Below are 19,474 nucleotides of genomic sequence, written 5' to 3'. Positions count from 1 at the left end.
CGGTAACCCATCGTGCGCATTACGAACCCGGCGCGGACGTGAGCCCGCGCACGATTCAGGCCGCTTTGCGCAGCTGCCAGGCGCTTACCAGGCGGGCACCGAGCCAGCCCAGTACAGCGGCGGCCACCGGCACGGCGGCCAGCAACCATACCGGCAGGACATTGATCTGCAGCTTGCCGGCGTAGACCTGGCCCAGGCGGGCGACCGGCTCGGCCAGCGCCCACTCCACCAGCACGGCGAAACCCGCCGCCAGCAGGCCACCGAACAGGCCATACCAGATGCCGGCATACAGATAAGGGCGACGCACGAAGGCGCGGCTCGCGCCCACCAGCATCAGCACGCCGATTTCCTCACTGCGGCTGGCGATATCCACGCGCACCGTGTTGCCCACCACCAGCAGCACCGCCACGGCGAGCAGCACCGCAAGGATCAGCACCGCGCGCTCGCCTACGCCAAGCAGGGCTTCCAGACGCTGCCGCCAGGTACCGCCATCCTGCACCTGGTCCACGCCCTGCATGCCACGCATGTCAGCCACCAGACGGTCGACGTTGTCGGCGGTGACATCCGGCTTGGGCAGCACTTCCAGCACGAAGGGCAGCGGGTTCGCATCCAGCGTGTGCAGCGCGCCGGAGAAGCCCTGCATCTTGGCCAGCTCGTCCATGCCCTGCTGAGGCGTCTTGACCGTCACCGCGGCGACGCTGGCGTGGTCGCGCAGCTTCTTGGCGGCCATGTCGGCTGAGGCGGCGCTCTGGCCGGGCTGCAGGAACACGTTGATGGTCTGGTTCTGGCCCAGCGCCTCACCCATCTTCTGCACGTTGCCGAGCAGAAGATAGAAAGTGAGCGGCAAGGCCAGCGCGATCGCCATCACGGCAACCGTGAGCAGCGTTCCGACCGGGCGTGACATCAGCCGGCGCAGGCTCGCCGCCGCGCTCCAGCCGTGATGTTCGCGCCAGCTAGCGACCGGGCGTGGCTTCGAGCGGACGCCGCGCGTCTGGTCGGAGAGCAGCGGGCTCTCCATCGGGAATTCCGGCTGCGTGCTCATAGCACCTCCTGGGCAGCCACGTCGGCGACGAGGCGACCGTGATCCAGCACGATCACACGCTTCTTCATCTTCTTGATCAGTGGCAGGTCGTGGCTGGCGATCAGCACCGTGGTGCCCACCTGCTGGAACTCTGCGAACAGATCCATGATCTCGACGGCCAGCGCCGGATCGAGGTTGCCGGTGGGCTCGTCGGCGATCAGCAGCATCGGCTTGGCCACGATGGCGCGCGCAATGCCCACGCGCTGCTGCTCGCCGGCAGACAAAGTGGCAGGCAGCTGGCGCTCATAGGCAAGCAGACCGACCTTTTCCAGGGCGGCGCGCACGCGCTTGTTGCGTTCGCCGGGTGCCATGCCGCCGATCATCAGCGGCAGTTCGACGTTGGCAGCCACCGTGCGGTCCATCAGCAGGCGATGGTCCTGGAACACCATGCCGAGGCGGCGGCGCAGCTTGGGGATACCCGCGCGCCCCACCTTGGCAAGATTCTGTCCGTCCAGCGTGATGACGCCGTGCGACTGGCGCTCGATCAGGCCGAGCAACTTGAGCAACGTGCTCTTGCCCGCGCCCGAGTGGCCGGTGACGAAAGCCATCTCGCCCGCCGCCACTTCAAAGGAAAGCTGCGACAGGGCCTCGTGGCCGCCTTCATAGCGCTTGCTGACTTGGTCGAAGCGGATCACCGCGTGTCCCCGATCCTGGATGTCGCAAGGATAAGGGATGCTCGCCCGAAGGTCAGGCGCTTTGTGCGGTTCGCCTGTCGCGGGTTCAGGACGCGGCGGGAGTGGATCCCGCCACCGCTTGTTCGTCATTCCGGCGTAGGCCGGAATCCAGTGTCTTCAGGGCGCACAGCAAAGGCGCTGGATCCCGGCTTTCGCCGGGATGACGAGCAAGGAAGGAACGCTCAGCGACCGGTGAAGAACTTGCTCAGCCGGCGGAAGAAACCGACCTTCTGCGGCGCGCTCTGCTCGGCCGCCTTGCCTGAAGTGATCGCCACCTGGCGCGACGGGCGCGTGTGGCCATTGCCACCCTCGGCGCCTCCACGCTCACGCGGCGGACGACGCTCGCCGCGCGGGGCGCGGCTGGCCTCGCCCGTGCCGGCGCCAGCGGCCTCCGTCACCGGAGCCTCGCCATCGCGACGGCGGTTGCGACCGCCGCGACGACGGCGCCGCTTGCGCTCCACGCCATCGGCAGACTCACCCGCCGGCGCGGAAGCCGGTGCAGCAGCTGCCTCGACCGGCGCGGCAGCTGCCTCGCCGTGCTCCGCACGCGGCTTGCGCGGCTCGCGCGGTTTGTCGCTGCGCGGGCGATCGCCATCGCGGCCACCACGGCTGCGCTCACGCGGCTTGCGCGACCCGCCTTCCTTCTCGCGCGACTCGACCTTGTCGCCAAACGCGGCGCTGTCCTCGGCCGAATCGGCCACGAACTGGGCGTCCTGCTCGCGCGGCTTCGGCATCACCAGCATGTCGGCTTCGATGTTTGCCACCGGGATGCGCTGACCGATGTAGGTCTCGATGTCCGGCAGGCTCATCGCGTACAGGTCGCAGGCGAAGCTGATCGCGTCGCCCTCGGCGCCCAGGCGCGCGGTACGGCCGATGCGGTGCACGTAGTCTTCGGCGTCCTGCGGCAGGTCGTAGTTGAACACGTGGCTGACCGCCGGGATGTGCAGGCCGCGCGCAGCGACATCGGTGCACACCAGGATGTCGAGCTGGCTTTCCTGGAAGCGCTGCAGCAGCTTCTGGCGCTTCAGCTGCGGCACGTCGCCGGAGAGCGCGCCAACGCGGTAGCCCTGGCGCTTGAGACGGTCAGTGATCTTCTCGGCCGCAGCCTTGGTGTTGACGAAGATGATGCTGCGCGTGGGCGTGGTGCGCTCAAGCAGGTTGAGCAGCAGCGGCATCTTCTCTTCCTTGGCGGGGAAGTAGACGACCTGGCGCACGCGGTCGGCGGTGACGTTCTCCGTCTCCACCTCGAGCTTCTCGGCGTTGTGCATGTGCTCATACGCCAGCTCCAGCACGCGATGGCTCAGCGTGGCGGAGAACAGCAGCACCTGGCGCTGCTCGCGCGCCGGCAGGCGGCGGAAGATGAAGCGCACGTCCTTGATGAAGCCGAGGTCGAACATGCGGTCCGCCTCGTCGATCACCATCACTTCGACGGCGTCCAGGCTGAACACGTGCTGCTTGAAGTAATCCAGCAGGCGGCCCGGGGTGGCGATGATGATGTCGCAACCGTCCTTGAGCTGCTGGCGCTGCTTGTCGTAGTCGACGCCGCCGTAGATCAGCGCGGTGCGCAGGCCGGTGTGACGGCCGATGGCCTTGGCGTCCTTCTCGATCTGGATGGCCAGCTCGCGGGTCGGCGCGATCACCAGGGCGCGCGGGTCGCTGTCCTTGCGCTCGGCCACGGCCGGCGTGGTGAGCAGGCGATTCATCATCGCGACCAGGAACGCGCAGGTCTTGCCTGTGCCGGTCTGGGCCTGGCCAGCCACGTCACGACCGGTAAGGGCGACCGGGAGGGTCAGCGCCTGGATCGGCGTGCAGCGGGTGAAGCCGGCCTCGTCGAGACCTTGCTGGAGCAGCGGATGGAGATCGAAGTTGGTGAAAAAAGTATCAGTGAGTACGGTTTGAGACATTGCTTTTGGAGACTCTGGTACGGGCAGCGCCATCAGCGGCGGCCGCCCGGCTCCTTGCCGGTGAGACGCTACAAGGAACAGGTGGATGATCGGCGCAGCCAGAGGGCACGGCGGCAGGCGGAATCGTGAGATTGCGCGTGCCGGCGACACTTGCCTTGGTGGGCGCCGGAGGGAGCGGTGGTCATCCGACAGCTCCGCTGGCATAGGTCAAAGGACTGCACCCACGTAAGGGCTTGTCCTGCAAGGAAAACCCTTTCACCTATGTCAACGGAGCCGTCCGTGGCCGCCCTTGAATCGCTTGAATCGTGCCCCGAGTTACGTTGGAATGGAGGCTTGCCGCAACGGCACCAGCCTTCCTATCCGGTACGACCCCGCGCTTCATGGGCGGCCCAGTGTAGCCGATGCTGGGCGCGCGGTCGTGAAAGCCCTTACCCGCCTACCTTCGGAGACCCCGGTGAGCGATCTGATTACCCATGTAAGCGATGACGCCTTCGAACAGGAAGTGCTCAATTCCGATACGCCCGTGCTGCTCGACTTCTGGGCCGAATGGTGCGGCCCGTGCAAGGCCATCGCGCCGATCCTGGACGAGCTGGCCCAGCAGTACGAGGGCAAGCTGCGCATCGCCAAGATCAATATCGACCACAACCAGAAGACGCCCCGCAACTACGGCGTCCGTGGCATCCCGACCCTGATGGTGTTCAAGAACGGCAAGGTCGAAGCCACCCAGATCGGCGCTGTCAGCAAGGGTCAGCTCACCCAGCTGATCGACAAGGCCATCTAAGTTTTCTGAATTTCCTGGATCGCGGCGCTTTACGCCGCCGCGATCCCAGTGCTAGATTTCAAGCGTCCGTCGGGACTGTCCTGTCCCCCGCGCCGTCCGCGCAACGCAACCCTTCCCTCCTGTTCATCAACGGCGCCCCACAGAGGTTTGCCCGTGTCTGATATCGAAAGCAAAGAAACCCACGACGCCAAGAGCGCCGACGCCAAGCCTGTGGCTGAAACCCGCACGCGCGCACCTCGCCGATCCGCCGCCGCTGCCGCAGCCGCTGCGGAAGCCAAGGCGGAAAAGCAGGCCCAGCTGGACATGCCACCACCTCCGCCGGTCGAGCGCGCCGAACGCGTTGCTCCGCCTGCTGAAGCGCCGGCATCTGCTCCCGCACCTGCCGCCGAATCCTCTGGCGCTCCTTCGCAGAACGAAGGCGGCCAGCGCCAGCCGCAGGAAGCCCGTGAGGGCGGCCAGCAGCAGGGTGGCGGCAACGGCAACCAGCCGTTCAACCGCAATGATCGCGATGGCCGCGGTCGTCGCCGTCGCCACGAGCGCAATCAGCAACGTGGCCCGGGTGGCCAAGGTGGTGGTGGCGGTGGTGGCAACCAGCAGCATCAGCGCAGCAACAACGGCCTGCCGGTTGACGACGACTACGCCGATGCCGGCAGCAACGACCGCCTGATCAACCTCACCGAACTCAAGCGCAAGAACGCGATCCAGTTGCTGGAATTCGCCGAGTCGCTGGGTGTGCAGGAAGGCGTGGCGCGTGCCCGCAAGCAGGACGTGGTGTTCAACATCCTCAAGGCCCACGCCCGCTCCGGCGGCGGCATCTGGGCCGAGGGTGTGCTGGAAATCCTGCAGGACGGCTTCGGCTTCCTGCGCTCGGCCGACGAGTCCTACCTCGCCGGTCCGGACGACATCTACGTGTCGCCCAGCCAGATCCGCCGCTTCAATCTGCGCACCGGCGACTACATCACCGGACGCGTGCGCCATCCGAAGGAAGGCGAGCGTTACTTCGCGATGCTCAAGGTCGACGACATCAACGGCGATCCGCCGGAGGCGTCGAAGAACAAGATGCTGTTCGAGAACCTGACGCCGCTGTTCCCGCGCAAGGCGTTCAAGCTCGAGCGCGGCAACGGTTCGACCGAAGACATCACCGGCCGCATCCTGGACCTGGTGGCGCCGATCGGCCGCGGCCAGCGTGGCCTCATCGTGTCGCAGCCGAAGTCCGGCAAGACGATGATGCTGCAGAACATCGCGCAGGCCATCCAGTACAACCATCCCGATGTCCACTTGATCATGCTGTTGATCGACGAGCGTCCGGAAGAAGTGACGGAAATCGCCCGCACCGTGCGTGCGGAAGTGATCTCCTCGACCTTCGACGAGCCGGCCGTGCGCCACGTGCAGGTCGCCGAAATGGTGATCGAGCGCGCCAAGCGCCTGGTCGAGCACAAGAAGGACGTGGTGATCCTGCTCGACTCCATCACCCGCCTCGCCCGTGCCTACAACACCGTGGTGCCCAGCTCCGGCAAGGTACTCACCGGTGGTGTGGACGCGAACGCGCTGCAGCGCCCGAAGCGCTTCTTCGGTGCCGCTCGTAACGTCGAGGAAGGTGGCAGCCTGACCATCATCGCCACCGCGCTGACCGACACCGGCAGCAAGATGGACGAGGTGATCTACGAAGAGTTCAAGGGCACCGGCAACATGGAAGTGCACCTGAGCCGCCGCATCTCCGAGAAGCGCGTCTACCCGGCCATCGACATCAACCGCTCCGGCACCCGCCGCGAGGACCTGCTGATCGAGCCGGACCTGCTCTCCAAGATCTGGATCCTGCGCAAGCTGCTGCATCCGATGGACGAGCTGGCCGCGATGGAGTTCATGCTCGACAAGATGAAGAACACCAAGTCCAACGACGAGTTCTTCAATTCGATGAAGCGTTGATTGAAAGGGCCGGTCTTACCGGCCCTTTTCTTATGCCCAGCAACAGCAATGTCTGGCGACCAGGGGTTTGCTTGAAATCTCCACAAGGACGTTTATCGATCGCCACTGACGGCGCGCCGACACCTGGCGAACTCGGCAACAACTACGACGGCTTGCGTCTTGCGGCTTCCTTGATGGTGTTGATTTCCCATCAGTTCGTACTGCTCTCCTTGCCAGAGCCTTCCATCGGCGGACTGACACTGGGCAGTATCGCCGTAGCCATGTTCTTCGTGATGAGCGGCTACCTGGTGACGGAGAGCTGGTATCACGATCCACACCTCGTGCGTTTTGCCATGCGACGATTTCTGCGCATATGGCCGGCGCTGGCAGTGGCCACGCTGGTCGTTGCACTTGCGTGTGCCGCCATCACGTCGCTGCCCCTGCACGACTATCTGGGCCGCGATCTGCGCCGCTTCGTTTCCTTCAATCTTCAATTGCGGCCCATCTATGCCCTGCCCGGCGTCTTCACCAACGCCTCCGCCTCCCCTGCGCTTTCCGCAGTCAACGGCAGCTGGTGGACGATACCCGTGGAGGCCAAGTGTTATGCCTACGTCGCCATACTCGGCGCCCTTGGCATGCGGCGACGGCTGTTCACACTACTAGCCCTCGTGGCCGTTGCCGCCATGTACGTGCGGACCTTGCCGGGCCACCCAATGGCCAACAGCTTCGACAATCTTTGCTATTTCTATAGCGCCTTTTTCTTTATCGGCGTTTGCGCGCGGCAATTCCCGCTGGAGATTCGTCGCTATCGTTGGCTACTGCTTTGTGCAGGTGTAACTTGCGTTGTTTTCGGCGTACTGAAACAACAGGCACAAGTCGTCGCCTGGGCAGCCATGTCACCCTTTACCCTGTGGCTTGGCGCGAAAAGTACACCGGGCCTGCGTTCAGCAGCCCGGTTTGGCGACCTTTCCTACGGCATCTATCTGTATGCCTATTTCGTGCAGCAGCTGACGGTGCACGTTTGGCCGGCCACTTCCACCTATATCGCGACAACTGCCATCGCCATGGCCGGAACAGTCCTGCTCGGCTGGTGTTCCTGGCATGTTGTGGAGGCGCCCGCTTTGGCCCTTAAGCGCCACCTACGCCGCTGGTTTCCCGATGCTGCACCCTAAACGCGGTGTGTAGACTTCCATTCGGAAGTCCAGACGATCCTTGTCGCCCAATTCCTAATCGGTACCAGACCCGCTTTCCAAGACCTCGTTCCTTTGCACGCCAGCCCCTTCGTTGAACGAGAGAATTTCACGCTCAACAAGAACAACTGAGCCAAGCCCAACGCTGCGTTCTTCAATTCGATGAAGCGTTGATCGCCAGCGTTTCATCCATAAAAAAGCCGCCTTTGGGCGGCTTTTTTATGGTCTCGCATGTCCTATTGGCTTGGGCATGAAGCGTAAGCACAGGTTGTATCCCGGGTAACGCAGGCCTCATGACCGGATTACGTATTCGGGCACCGGATGGCAGCCATCGTTTTCCGCGCCAGCACATGGCCCTCAGGATCGGTCATCACGACGCTGACGCCCTCAGTAAACCACGGCCCGGTTTGCAAAGTTCCCATGCGTCCGGCCTGACGCCAAGGGAAAGGATGAGTGCCCGCCGGTCCGTAGTTAGTAAACTTCGTCCCATTCCGATTAATGGCAAGCCAGCGCAACTCCACGGCGATGCCTTCGGGTGAACGGCAAAAATCTCCCTCGTCGGGCGTCATGATCAGTACGCCGAACCCGCCCCAAAAGAGTATTTTGAGGGTGCAGGCAACAAGAACTGCGACAAACCCAAGCGCCACCAAACGTAGCCTCCCGGGCACAGCCAACAGGCGTTCACGGATCACTGGATCCCACTCCATTCATCAGAACTGTCGAACTTGCCTTGAAGGTCCAGCCGAGCGGCTGAGTAGAGCCCCGCTCGCTGCGCCTCTTCATCCGCGCTGTCGTCCAACAAGTTCCGGCCGATAAGTTCTGCGAGACCCATATAGGACTGCTGCTTCAGGCCAGCCAAATCGAGTACGTGGCCTGGCAACATCCAAGAGTAAATGCTCTTCTGCGTGGACTGCTGCACATCGGAGCCAACCGCCACCCAAGGGACCTGCTGATCCTGAGCGGACAACCCATTCCGGAAGGTGGCGCTTTGATATACGTAGCGGAATCCAGGCAGATGGTCGCCATAAAAAACCAAGAGGTATGGGCGCCCACGTCTTTTCAGGTAATCCCAAAGGCGCCCGAATTCGTGGTCGGCGTGCGCAATGTGATAGGCATAGTGCGAGTACTCGTCCGCTGCGTCGGCCGAAAACGGCGAGGAGTGCGCCATGAGTTCTCGAGACGACTCATCCGAAACGGGTACTTGGGTATATGGACCATGCGCTTCGATGCTGATGGCAAAGATAAAGCGCGGTCGTCCGGGCTTGTCCAGTTCGTTGATGATCTTGTCGGTCATCGACCGATCTGACAGGAATGCGCCATCCCGTTGCGCGTCTTTCCCAAAGTCTTTTTCAGTCAGGAAGCGGTCAAACCCAAGCACACGTAAGGCGTGATTACGACTCCAGAAGGTGCCGCTGTTGCCATGTATCGCAATAGATTCGTAGCCTGCTCCAGAAAAAACACGCGCGATGCTCGGCACCTTGTCTTGCCCAAATTGAAGGTACGGAAATTGCACCTTCGCGTATGCCCGCAGCGGAACAGCTGTAAGCACCTCGAATTCGGTCCGAATCGTTCCGCCACCAAATGTCGGCACGATCATTGCGCCGCCCTCACCTTGCGTAATCGCGCGATGCAAGTTGGGCAATAAGTCGGAGGTGTCGCCAACCTCCCTGATGCTATCTGGATTGAAGAACGACTCGCTTTGAATGACCACAACATCCGGCGGCAAACCCTGTTTTTCGTCTGCGGGTTTCCGATCCGCATTGAACCGAACGCTCGCGACCAACCGCCGCACGGCTTCCGGATCGACAGGTTCGTCAAACGCCCGAGCCATGTAACGGGCGGAATACATGAGGTGGCTTACGAGCCCAGCACGCAACTGACTAACGACAGGATTGAACGGCAGGACGCGAAGGCGGTCGGCATCGAAGATGCGCTCTCCGGTGCTACCCGAGGCACACGCGGCCAGCATTGCAAAAGAGAGAAGAAACATCACGGCACGCGGTAACCGCCGCCCGGTGATCAGCCGCCCCTCCCTCCAGAACAACACCCCGCCAACTCCCGCGAACAAGAGGGCACAGACCAGTAACCAACCTACGTTCAGATAGTGCAGGAACAGGGACAACCCATCGGCATCGAGATCTTTGACTAGAAAGTAGTCTTCGATCGTGATCGGTGAAGCCAGGTAGTGGAGCTTGAAGTAATTGGCCACGTAAAGCGCAGCCAGCAGTGCCGAAGTCATCCAGCACGCCAGCCACACACGTGACGTCAGTGCAATGACTGCAAGTGTCGTCAGCGCAACGACCCCTGCCTGCACCCAGAATCCATAAGAAAATAGATAGGCATCGGTTGCGACACCCAGCGACCAGCGATCCAGCACCCAGGCAAAACACGCGACGAGGAGCACGCCGATGGCAATCTTCGCCACGCTGCGATATCCACTTCTGTTCACGCGGCAGCCCCCGAGCAAGAAACAAATCGTCGTTTCGAGCGTCCGTCACGCCCTTGCGCAAAAACTTACGCCAAGCTGACGTAGTGATAACATTACTGTCACGGTTTGTAAGTTTCAAGCAAGACCGCTGTCGATCGACCGCAAGTGAGAAGGCTCATTTGGAAGGTTCAACCAATGACGGCCGATCACGAACTCTTCAGTTCGATGAAATCCTGATCCCGAGCGTTTTGCCGGAAAGCACAAACGCCGCCCCGTGGGGCGGCGTTTGTCGTTTAGCTACAACCAGCTCCGTGCCATATGGAATGGCACGCTGACCAAAGAAGCCTCAGGTACTACCGGTGAAATCCGTCACCAGGGTCACGCGGCGGTTCGGCTGGCCTTCGTCGCCATGGGCGCCTTTCACGACCTGGCGGTTCTTCACTTCGCCGTAGCCGACGGCGCGGACCTGTTCGGCATTGAGGCCGCCGGTCTGGATCAGGTAGTCGCGTACGGCGTCAGCCCTTTTCTGGGCAAGACGGCGGTTGTAGCCTGCGCTGCCCGACGGGTCGGCGAACCCTTCGGCGGTGATGACGGCATTGGAATGATGGTCCTTGATGATCTTGGCGAAATCATCGAGCTGCTTCTTGTCGTCGTCGCGGATCGTCGATTGATTGGTATCGAAGTGCGCGATCGTATTGACGCTGATGCGCCCCTGCATGGCGGTGATCTGCGAATCGTACTGCGCGAACTTCTGCTGCATGTCCTGCTTGATCGAATCGATTTCCTGCTGTTGCTTCTGATCGTTGCCGCGCAGTTCGGTGATGGCGGCGTCGTAATCGGTCTTCTTGACGAAGTCAGAGCAGCCGCAGAGCGCGACGATCATTGCACCAGCGAATGCACGAACGACGTAGGTAATTTGGCGTGCCATGGTCTGGTCTCCTTTTGTTGGCTTCATGCGTGCGCGCGCCCGCATAGCGTGGGCAAGCTGCATGCCGAGAGACCCCGCCCCCTACGTCAGGCGGAACTTGCTGAAGCCTCCCGGTTGTCACGCCGCCCGTGATGCAGGCACACGTACACACCGACCCACCGCAGCCACAAACCGCCCGACCGCGGTCTCACGAGACACTGCGCCAGCAGACCGAAAGACCAGATGAAAAGCGATTCGCCTTTTCGTGAAGGGAAAATCACGATGGGCGTCGAGTCACCTTTCTGAATCGGCGTTCCTGCACCATCCACATGGCCAGGCCGTAGCCCGCGCCGCCAATCAGCCACAACACGGCGGACTGCGGTGTCGTCAATCGCGGATGGGGGATGAGGTAGGTCATGATGAAAAACATCGGCAGGCCATAGAACAGCACACCGCTGCGCAGCACAAAGCGCCACATGCCACGCTCGCGCGTCCTTGCCCAACGATCGGACTCTCCTGACTGCATAGGTTCCTCTTGCTTCGCCGCCATCAGGATGATGGCCCATGCATGGAACGTCCGAGCGCGCCATGGGTTGAATGCCATTCCGAGAAGTCGCTCAGAATTCCGTCCAGGCATCTCCGGCCACGGCAAGTTCGGCACTGGCGGCGCGCTTGAGGGACCGGGCCGGACCGACCGGCGGTCGAACGGCCGCAGGTTCGATGGCCGGCTTCGCCACGACCGTTTCGCCCTGCAGGGTGAAGTAAGCCACCTGCTTCATCAGTACCTGTGACAGGTCTAGCGTATTGCGGCTGGCCGCGCTGGCTTCCTCGACCAGGGCGGCGTTCTGCTGGGTCACGTCATCCAGCGTCATCACCGCGTTGTTCACCTGGCCGATGCCGGCGGACTGTTCTTCGGACGCCGCGGCGATCACTTCGATGATCGTGCTCACTTCACGCACGTCGCCGGCGATGTCGTTGAGAGCCTGGCCGGTACGTTGCACCAGGCCTGCGCCTTCGGACACCTTGAACGTGGTGTCCTGGATCAGCGACTTGATGCTCTTGGCCGCCACGCTGCTGCGCTGGGCGAGATTGCGCACCTCGGTGGCCACCACCGAGAAGCCGCGCCCCTGCTCGCCCGCGCGCGCCGCTTCCACCGCGGCATTCAAGGCCAGCAGATTGGTCTGGAAGGCGATCTCATCGATCATGCCCACGATCTCACCCACTTCCTTGCTGGCCTGGGTGATCGCCTGCATCGCGTCGACGGCAGTGACCGCGACGTCACGACCCTCTTCGGCGCGTCGGCGCATGCGCAGCGCCATCTCGCGCGCCTGGCCCGCACCCTCGGCATTCTGCTTCACCGTGGTGGCCAGCTCTTCCATCGAGGCCGCGGTTTCCTCAAGCGAGCTGGCCTGTTCCTGCGTGCGCTGGGACAGGTCGTCGTTGCCCTGGGAAAGATCGCGCGCGGCATGATTGACCTGCTCGGCCACGTCACGCACCTGGGTGACGATGGCGGTGAGCTGGCGATCCATGTCGTCCAGCGAATGCAGCGTGTCGCTGAATTCGTCGTTGCCGGTGATGGCGGTCGTGTTGTTGAGCCGTCCTTGCTGGATCGCGCTGGCAAGCAAGCGGGCCTGGTTCAGCGGTCGCGTCACGGCCCGGATCAGCGCCATGGCAACCGCCAGCAGGACCAGCACACCCAGCACTAGCATGGCGATGGAGACCTTCCACGTGCGCGCGAAATGCGCAGCCGCGTCCGCCGCAGAATTTTCCGCCTGCTTCTCGTTGATGCCGACCAACTGGTCGATGGCGGCCGTTTCGCGGCTCATGCCATCACCCACCTTGCCGATGTGCAGCGCACGACCTTCGTCGGTCTTGCCTGCGTCCAGCAACTCGACCTCGTGATCCATCACGGGAAGGGTTTCCTTGCGGGCGGCTTCGAATTGCTCGGCCACGCGGCGCTCTTCATCCGTGGACACCATGGCGGGGTAATAGCGATGCCACGCCGCGTCCAGCCGCACCTTGTCGGCCGCGACCTTCTTCCCAAGAGTGCGCTGGCTGGGATCGATGATCGAACGATTGAGTGCGAGCCGATCATTGATGATGGCCGTGCGCACGTCACTGACGGCGACGATCGCGAGCACGTTGGAGCGATACATATCGTCGACCAGCCGGTACGTGGCGCGTACGCCATAAAGCCCGACCACACCCACGACGACCGCTATGGCCAGGGCAATGCCCATGGCCGCAATGATTTTCAGACGAACGGTAAAGCGCATGACAAACCCCTGCCAGGGACGATTATCCCCCCATGACAGGTATCGGCGCCCCCTATACATCCTTGAAGTGCAAGTTTTTGCGTTGCAAATCGCGTGAGACCGGGGCGCATTTTCCAGCCGTCACGGCGGATGGCCAATCAATCCATGTGCTCGATGCCTTCCGGCAACACCACCCACGAATGCATGCACTCCTCGAACACGGAAATGTTCGGTGCGGGAAAATCCGGGTTGGCAAAGGCACCCACGGGCACGCCAATCAGGCCGTCCACGGAATCCAGCTGGTAGTACAACGTGGAACCGCACACCGGGCAGAAATGGAACGTGGCGTCCTGACCGGTATCGCCCTTGCGAACGTACTGCGTGGCGTTGCCACGGACGACCACGCTCCCTTCGCGGAAGCGCGCCTGCACGGCGAACACGCTGCCGGTCCGTCGCTGGCACGCATGGCAATGACAAATGGAAACGCGCAACGGTTCTTCCGTCGTACGCAACATCAGCTGACGACAACTGCAAGTGGCGACGCGCTGGGGCATGGCTCGAAACCCTGGAGTGGTGAACACCTGTGCGTGGCACGCCGCCATGGGAAACCCGATACGGCACGCATCGCCATCGACGATCGCGACGCCACGCGCGCTCCCCAACTACCGCGCAGTTCGCGCAAACCATACCGCATGTGCCTGTCATCAGGGCGACACACCGTGTTACGGTCGGGGCTCTTCATCGCAAGGACCCTCCCCACGTGACTTCATTCCGCCCCTGGTTGATGGCTCTGTTGCTCGTCGTCTTTGGCTTCGCCAGCCATCCGCTCGCCGCCCAGACCCTGCGCGTGATGAGCTTCAACGTGCGCGTCCCCGTCGAGGCCGATGGTCCCAATCGCTGGGAAGCCCGGCGCGACATCTTCGTGGACACCATCCGCGAACAGCATCCCGACCTGATCGGTACGCAGGAGCTGCACAAGGAACAGGGCGACTACGTCGTGAGCAAGCTGCCCGAATACACCTGGTTCGGTATCGATCGCTTCGGTGGCCATGCCGATGAGCACATGGGCGTGTTCTATCGGAAGGACGTACTGCGCCTGAAGGACTCGGGCAACTTCTGGCTTTCCGATACACCCGACAAGCCCGGCAGCATCACCTGGGGCAACATCTTCCCGCGCATGGTGACCTGGGCGCTGTTCGAAGACATCCACACGGGGCGGACGTTCTACTACTACAACACGCATCTCCCCTACCGCGACCAGGACGAGCCGATCCGCGTAAAGGGCGCCAAGGAAATCATCGCGCGCATCGCGACGCTGCCCAAGGATGTGCCGTTCATTCTCACCGGTGATCTGAACACCACGCCCAGCAGCCCGACTTACGCCTTGCTGACGAAAACCCTGCAGGATGCCCGCGCGGCTTCGCCCAAGGTCGAAGGCCCTGAAAAAACCTTCCACAATTTCACCGGCAACCCGGACCAACGCATCGATTTCATCCTTACGCGTGGCTTTACACCGACGCATTACGCCACCGTCACCACGCAGGAAAACGGCCGCTATCCGTCCGACCACTTCCCTGTCGTGACCGACCTGTCCTGGACAAACGCCAAGCCCTGAGCCGAAGAAGAACCATCTGGCGTTTCACCACGAAACGTAAGAAAGCACTGATGGAATCAACGGGCCGCCCCTCGTGGGCGGCCTATGCTTTTTGGGGTATTCCCGCTCTTCGCAGCCAGCGCCACATTCATCTCGCCGCCCGGCTTTGCTTCTGGCAGACGCTTCACGTCACACATCGTTCGACGATCGGTTTCACGTGAAGTCTGCCCCTTCGACCAAGTCGGGACGCGCCATGCTCGATAGCTCACCATTCTCCCTTTCCGACACGCCGGGCACGACGACGCCACAAGGCGTTGCGTCACCCCTACCCACAACGTGTTGCCGACACGTCGTGTCCGGCGTTCCTGCTTTTCACCCCATCCCCGTATGGCAGACGTCTCATTCCACGCTGTTGCCTTCGTGATCGATCGTTTTCGCGCTTTCGCTCCATAACGCGACCGCAACCACCAACGAGGCTGCCGCCTCAAGGGAGAACACCATGAAATCATCGACGCTCTGGCTGGCCTGCGTGGCCGCCTGCTGCTGCATCAGCGCTGTCGTTGCTGCCGACGCGCCCAAGCCCATGCTCATCCGTGATTACACCGACTATGTCGCCCCGGCCGACCAGCAGGCCTATGAAACCGGTATCAAGAGCTACAACCAGTGCCTGAGCGAGCATGGCTTCAAGTACACATGGACCGCCTGGTCGCACGAAACCGGCGACACCTATGCGTACTCCTACACCACCGATGCGGTGCCGTGGTCAGCCTTCGACGCGATGCACGAGACGAGCAAGGCGTGCGACCAGATCTACCGCACAAGCGTCAATCCGCACCTCAAGAGCGAAGTGAGCGGGTTCGTCGTGGCACGCGTGGACCTGAGCCACATGCCCAAGGGCATGCAGCTGTCGTCGCCGTTCATCCAGGTCGTCGACTTCAAGCTTAAGAACGGTCACGAGCCGCATGAGGCCTTTGTCGACGTGATCAAGAAGATCGCCGCAGCCGCAGACAAGGCCAAGTGGCCCAACAACTACATGATCGGCGAGATGCAGCATGCCGGTGCCGATTCACCGGACTTCGTCGTGATCATTCCCGCCAAGTCGTGGGAAGACCTGGGCAAGGATCCGGAAACACCGCTATGGACGATGGTTGCCAACGTGTATGGCCAGCAGGACGCTCAGGCGATGCGCAAGTCGCTCAACGACGCCACTGAAAGCAGTTCATCGCACGTGGACAGCTACAGCAGCGACCTGACCTACAAGGCCTCCAGCAAGTAAGCACATCGACGATAGAGGCCGTTCTTCACGGCCTCTATCGTCCCGCTCTTCCTCGCTTTCATGGCTGCCCCTCAGCGCTCCAGGCGTTTGCGCTTCGTACGAACGGCCTCGCGAACCAGCTTGCCGAACTGCCGGCCATGCTCACGCTCCTCCCGCACACTGCGCTGGACGTGAGCCGCCTCTCGCTGCAGCTTGCGATAGTTCTCCAGGCGTCGCGCATCCAATGCACCCTCAGCGACGGCGCGCGCCACGGCGCAACCCGCATCATCCTCATGCAGGCAATCGCGGAAACGGCATTGCATGGCGTACTGCTCCACGTCATCGAACACCGCGCCGAGGTCAGGCGCCGCCGTGCCCAACCGCAACTCGCGCATGCCCGGCGTGTCGATCACCCACGCGCCACTGGCCGTGGCAAACATCTCGCGTGCCGTGGTGGTATGCCGGCCACGCGCATCATCCTCACGGATGTCCCTCGTGCGCTGCACGACGTCGCCGATCACGCTGTTGGCCAGGGTGGATTTGCCCACGCCCGAAGAACCGACAAACGCCACCGTCTTGCCGGGCGATAGCCAGGGCGACAGCTGCTCCACTGATTCGGGGTGGGTGGCATCGAGTGCCACGACGGGCACCGACGGCGCGAGCCGCTCAGCCAGCGAGACGTAGCCACCCACATCGGCGCAAAGGTCAGCCTTGGTAAGCACTAATACGGGCGTGACCGATGCATCGAACGCCAGGGCCAGGTAACGCTCGAGGCGCGACGCATTGAAGTCGTCGTTGCACGAGGTCACGATGAACAACGCATCAAGGTTGGCCGCGATCGACTGGCGGCGATGATCTGCACCTGCCGCCATGCGAACGAGCAGCGACTGGCGATCCAGCAAGCGGATCACGCGATCCGCCTCATGCTCCACCAGTACCCAGTCGCCCGCGGCGATACCGGCATCGGCCTCGACATGGCGCGGCACCACGGCCGAACCGGGCCCACGCGAGGAGAGCAGATCGAGACCACCACGATGCACCGCCGCGACGCGCGCGGGATAACCCGCCTCGAAGTCGTCGAGCGTCAAATGTTGCGCATATTCAGGCCGCCAGCCGAGCTGGTGGAGGGAAAACATCAAAGACATGGAAGCACCCTGCAGACAAAGGGAACGACGGCCAACCGAAACGGGGCCGAACGAATCGCCAGGGTGCGAAGCGGAGAGATGAAGCGCGCCAGCTGGAAAGCTGGCCAGACAATCAGAAGCGCGTCGACCCGGCGGAGGCTGCTGCTACAACAATCATTGTTCTATTCCTCCTGTTGGTGGGGTTGATGGGAGGCGCAGAGTAGCCACGTGATGCAGCACATGCAAGTGCTGCACGTTGCGTTAGTCATGACAGAACGACGACGCATCCATCGTCGCTCGCGATCGCATGACTTCAACCGCTGGCGCGCGTCTTGCGCTTGCCCTTGGCCGGCGCTTCGCGCGGCGCGGGCGCCGTCGATTCACGCAGCTGCAGCGAGTACGGCACCTGCACCAGCAAGCCATTGCCTCGGCCGCGCAGCAATTCCATCAACTGCAACGCGGCGAGCTTGCCCATGTCGCGGCTCGGCTGGCGCACCGTGGTGAGCGGCGGCCACAGCTGCGTGGCGAGCGGCGTGTCGTCGAACCCGCAGACGGAAAGGTCGCGCGGCACTTTCAGGCCACGCTCGTTCGCGGCCCACATGACACCGGCGGCCATGTCGTCGTTCGCGGCGAAGATCGCCGTGGGCGGTTCAGCCAGCGAAAACAGCTGGCGCGCCGCAAGCACGCCGGAGCCGAAAGTGAATTCGCCCTGCACCACGTACTTCGGGTCGTAGGGGATGCCCGCCGCCATCATCGCGTCCTTGTAGCCGTTGAGTCGCCAGCGGCTGGCGCCATGCGTGGCGAAACCGGCGATGTAGGCAATGCGGCGGTGGCCTTCCTGCAGCAGGTGATCGACCAGTGCCTTGGCCGCCTTCTGCTCGTCCATGCAGACGCCGATCACGCCTTCGTGGTTCACCGGCGAGATGCTTGCGTGCGGCACGCCGTGTTCCTGCAGCCGCTTCAGCAGCGGCGCGTGATCGGTGAGCGGTGGCGTGACGATGACGCCATCGATGTGGTGGTCGGACACCAGCGCATCCACGCGACGGATGAAATCCTGATCGCGCACCCGCAGCGGGCACACCATCATGCTGTAGCGATGCGCGTCGCAGGCGTCGAGCACGCCGTCCTGGATTTCCGCCAGATAGGTCGAGGCCGGGTTGTCGTTGTTGTCATACAACATCGCCACCAGGAACGAGCGGCTGCCGGCCAGTCCGCGTGCGGAAGGGCTGGGCCGATAGTTCATCGACTCCATCGCCGCGAGCACCTTCTGGCGCGTGGATTCCTTGACCGAGGGCTCCTCGTTCAGGACGCGGGACACCGTCTTCGGCGAGACGCCCGTCGCGCGCGCTACATCTTCGAGGCGTACCCGCATGTCTTCTCCCGACCGTACCCAGCTGCCGCGTGACTATGCCTCCCGGACCGGGCGCCTTACAAGGAGCCGGAGCCCTGCGGGGCGGCGTTTTCACCCTTGACGTCCAGTCGACCCCTTATGGCCCAGGCTGCCCGCCGCCGACTTGCCGCCCGGGAAATCGCCCATGGCCACCACGCCCTCGCCCATCGACGCCTGGAATGGTCATTCCGGACGCAGCTGGGTCGACCTGCAGCCCATGCTCGACGGCATGTTCCTGCCACTCACCGAGGTGCTGATCCGGGAGGTTCGCACCCGTTCACCGCACCAACTGCTCGACATCGGCTGCGGTACCGGCGGCACTACGCTGGCCGCGGCCCGGGCGCTGGGGAATGGTGCCGAGTGCATGGGCCTGGACATCTCGCGGCCGATGACGGACGCCGCGATCGAGCGCGCACGAAGCGAAGGTTCCACTGCGCGATTCGTCTGCGACAACGCGCAGACCTATGTCTTCGCACCGGAAAGCATCGACATGTTCATCTCACGCTTTGGCGTGATGTTCTTCGAGCAACCGGTCGTCGCCTTCGCAAACCTGCGCCGCGCAGCGCGCAACGACGCGTCGTTGTGCTTCATTGCATGGCGCAGCGCCGAGGAGAATCCGTACATGACGACAGCCGAGCGCGTGGCCGCCGCCGTCATCGACCTCCCCGCGCGGCAGCCCGGGCCGGGTCAATTCGGTTTTGCCGACTGGGAGCACACGTCATCGATGCTGCGAGACGGCGGTTGGCTGCATGTCGACATCCAGCCACTCGATGTCACCTGTGCATTTCCCGAAAGCGCACTGGTCAGCTACTTCACACGCCTCGGCCCCGTGGGCGTCGCGTTGCAGCAGGCGGACGAAGCGACCCTCGCCAGCGTCGCCGCCGCCATCCGGCCTGCGTTCGATCCCTACGTGCACGGCGACGAAGTGCGTTACAACGCCGCCTGCTGGATCATCCGCGCCCGCGCGTCGTGACGGCCCGGCCAGG

The 19,474-nt window shown here is 63.0% G+C and carries 17 protein-coding genes; 6 read left to right on the top strand and 11 right to left on the bottom strand.

Translation table 11 applies throughout. The annotated features are described in order from the left end of the window. Positions 1-55: 55 nt before the first annotated feature. From ftsX to EPB08_RS02510, 3 genes are all read right to left on the bottom strand, one after another. Positions 56-1,042: a permease-like cell division protein FtsX gene (ftsX, locus tag EPB08_RS02520; protein WP_130617476.1), complete on the bottom strand. Its 987-nt coding sequence runs from the start codon at positions 1,040-1,042 to the stop codon at positions 56-58. Beyond that, entirely contained in the window at positions 1,039-1,716 is a 678-nt protein-coding gene (gene ftsE, locus EPB08_RS02515) for a cell division ATP-binding protein FtsE (RefSeq protein WP_130617475.1), read from the bottom strand. The genes ftsX and ftsE overlap by 4 nt, the downstream gene beginning before the upstream one ends. A 221-nt stretch (positions 1,717-1,937) precedes the next feature. Further along, positions 1,938-3,659, bottom strand: coding sequence for a DEAD/DEAH box helicase (locus EPB08_RS02510; RefSeq protein ID WP_130617474.1), 1,722 nt, complete (start codon positions 3,657-3,659; stop codon positions 1,938-1,940). Positions 3,660-4,113: 454 nt separating this feature from the next. On the opposite strand from EPB08_RS02510, the gene trxA reads away from it, so the two are divergent. The 3 genes from trxA (at position 4,114) to EPB08_RS02495 (ending at position 7,517) form a co-directional block, all read left to right on the top strand. After that, complete coding sequence (trxA, locus tag EPB08_RS02505) at positions 4,114-4,440, top strand: thioredoxin TrxA (RefSeq protein WP_038621456.1); 327 nt, start codon at positions 4,114-4,116, stop codon at positions 4,438-4,440. 153 nt (positions 4,441-4,593) lie between these two features. Further along, entirely contained in the window at positions 4,594-6,366 is a 1,773-nt protein-coding gene (gene rho / locus EPB08_RS02500; protein WP_130617473.1) for a transcription termination factor Rho, read from the top strand. Positions 6,367-6,437: 71 nt separating this feature from the next. Further along, entirely contained in the window at positions 6,438-7,517 is a 1,080-nt protein-coding gene (locus tag EPB08_RS02495; RefSeq protein ID WP_165418371.1) for an acyltransferase family protein, read from the top strand. 320 nt (positions 7,518-7,837) lie between these two features. On the opposite strand, the gene EPB08_RS02490 is transcribed toward EPB08_RS02495, so the two are convergent. The 6 genes from EPB08_RS02490 to EPB08_RS02465 all read right to left on the bottom strand — a co-directional run bounded on the left by EPB08_RS02490 (position 7,838) and on the right by EPB08_RS02465 (position 13,679). Beyond that, positions 7,838-8,227, bottom strand: a complete 390-nt coding sequence (locus EPB08_RS02490; RefSeq protein WP_130617471.1) for a hypothetical protein — start codon at positions 8,225-8,227, stop codon at positions 7,838-7,840. Next, positions 8,224-9,960, bottom strand: a complete 1,737-nt coding sequence (locus EPB08_RS02485) for an LTA synthase family protein (RefSeq protein ID WP_130617470.1) — start codon at positions 9,958-9,960, stop codon at positions 8,224-8,226. The genes EPB08_RS02490 and EPB08_RS02485 overlap by 4 nt, the downstream gene beginning before the upstream one ends. 349 nt (positions 9,961-10,309) lie before the next feature. Further along, on the bottom strand, positions 10,310-10,891 hold the full coding sequence (locus tag EPB08_RS02480; protein ID WP_130617469.1) for an OmpA family protein: 582 nt from the start codon (positions 10,889-10,891) through the stop codon (positions 10,310-10,312). A gap of 256 nt (positions 10,892-11,147) precedes the next feature. Continuing rightward, complete coding sequence (locus tag EPB08_RS02475) at positions 11,148-11,348, bottom strand: hypothetical protein (RefSeq protein ID WP_130617468.1); 201 nt, start codon at positions 11,346-11,348, stop codon at positions 11,148-11,150. 139 nt (positions 11,349-11,487) lie between these two features. Beyond that, positions 11,488-13,146 (bottom strand): methyl-accepting chemotaxis protein, encoded by a 1,659-nt coding sequence (locus tag EPB08_RS02470; protein WP_165418370.1) that lies wholly within the window; start codon positions 13,144-13,146, stop codon positions 11,488-11,490. A 137-nt stretch (positions 13,147-13,283) separates the two neighbouring features. Beyond that, on the bottom strand, positions 13,284-13,679 hold the full coding sequence (locus EPB08_RS02465) for a GFA family protein (protein ID WP_130617466.1): 396 nt from the start codon (positions 13,677-13,679) through the stop codon (positions 13,284-13,286). Positions 13,680-13,909: 230 nt separating this feature from the next. On the opposite strand from EPB08_RS02465, the gene EPB08_RS02460 reads away from it, so the two are divergent. Continuing rightward, positions 13,910-14,740, top strand: a complete 831-nt coding sequence (locus EPB08_RS02460; RefSeq protein ID WP_130617877.1) for an endonuclease/exonuclease/phosphatase family protein — start codon at positions 13,910-13,912, stop codon at positions 14,738-14,740. Between the two features lie 478 nt (positions 14,741-15,218). Next, positions 15,219-15,995, top strand: a complete 777-nt coding sequence (locus EPB08_RS02455) for a hypothetical protein (protein WP_130617465.1) — start codon at positions 15,219-15,221, stop codon at positions 15,993-15,995. 71 nt (positions 15,996-16,066) lie between these two features. Here EPB08_RS02455 and rsgA read toward each other — a convergent pair whose 3' ends face one another. Both rsgA and EPB08_RS02445 read right to left on the bottom strand, forming a co-directional pair. Beyond that, on the bottom strand, positions 16,067-17,119 hold the full coding sequence (gene rsgA / locus EPB08_RS02450; RefSeq protein ID WP_130617464.1) for a ribosome small subunit-dependent GTPase A: 1,053 nt from the start codon (positions 17,117-17,119) through the stop codon (positions 16,067-16,069). Positions 17,120-17,411: 292 nt separating this feature from the next. Then, positions 17,412-18,470, bottom strand: coding sequence for a LacI family DNA-binding transcriptional regulator (locus tag EPB08_RS02445; protein ID WP_130617463.1), 1,059 nt, complete (start codon positions 18,468-18,470; stop codon positions 17,412-17,414). 163 nt (positions 18,471-18,633) lie between these two features. Here EPB08_RS02445 and EPB08_RS02440 point away from each other — a divergent pair, with 163 nt between their 5' ends. Continuing rightward, positions 18,634-19,461, top strand: coding sequence for a class I SAM-dependent methyltransferase (locus tag EPB08_RS02440; protein ID WP_130617462.1), 828 nt, complete (start codon positions 18,634-18,636; stop codon positions 19,459-19,461). The last annotated feature ends 13 nt before the right edge of the window (positions 19,462-19,474 follow it).

The organism is Dyella amyloliquefaciens (genome assembly GCF_004296575.1).
Classification (GTDB): Bacteria; Pseudomonadota; Gammaproteobacteria; order Xanthomonadales; family Rhodanobacteraceae; genus Dyella; species Dyella amyloliquefaciens.
The sequence above is the reverse complement of the archived record's forward strand: the minus strand, read 5'-3'. Positions and strand labels throughout refer to the sequence as shown.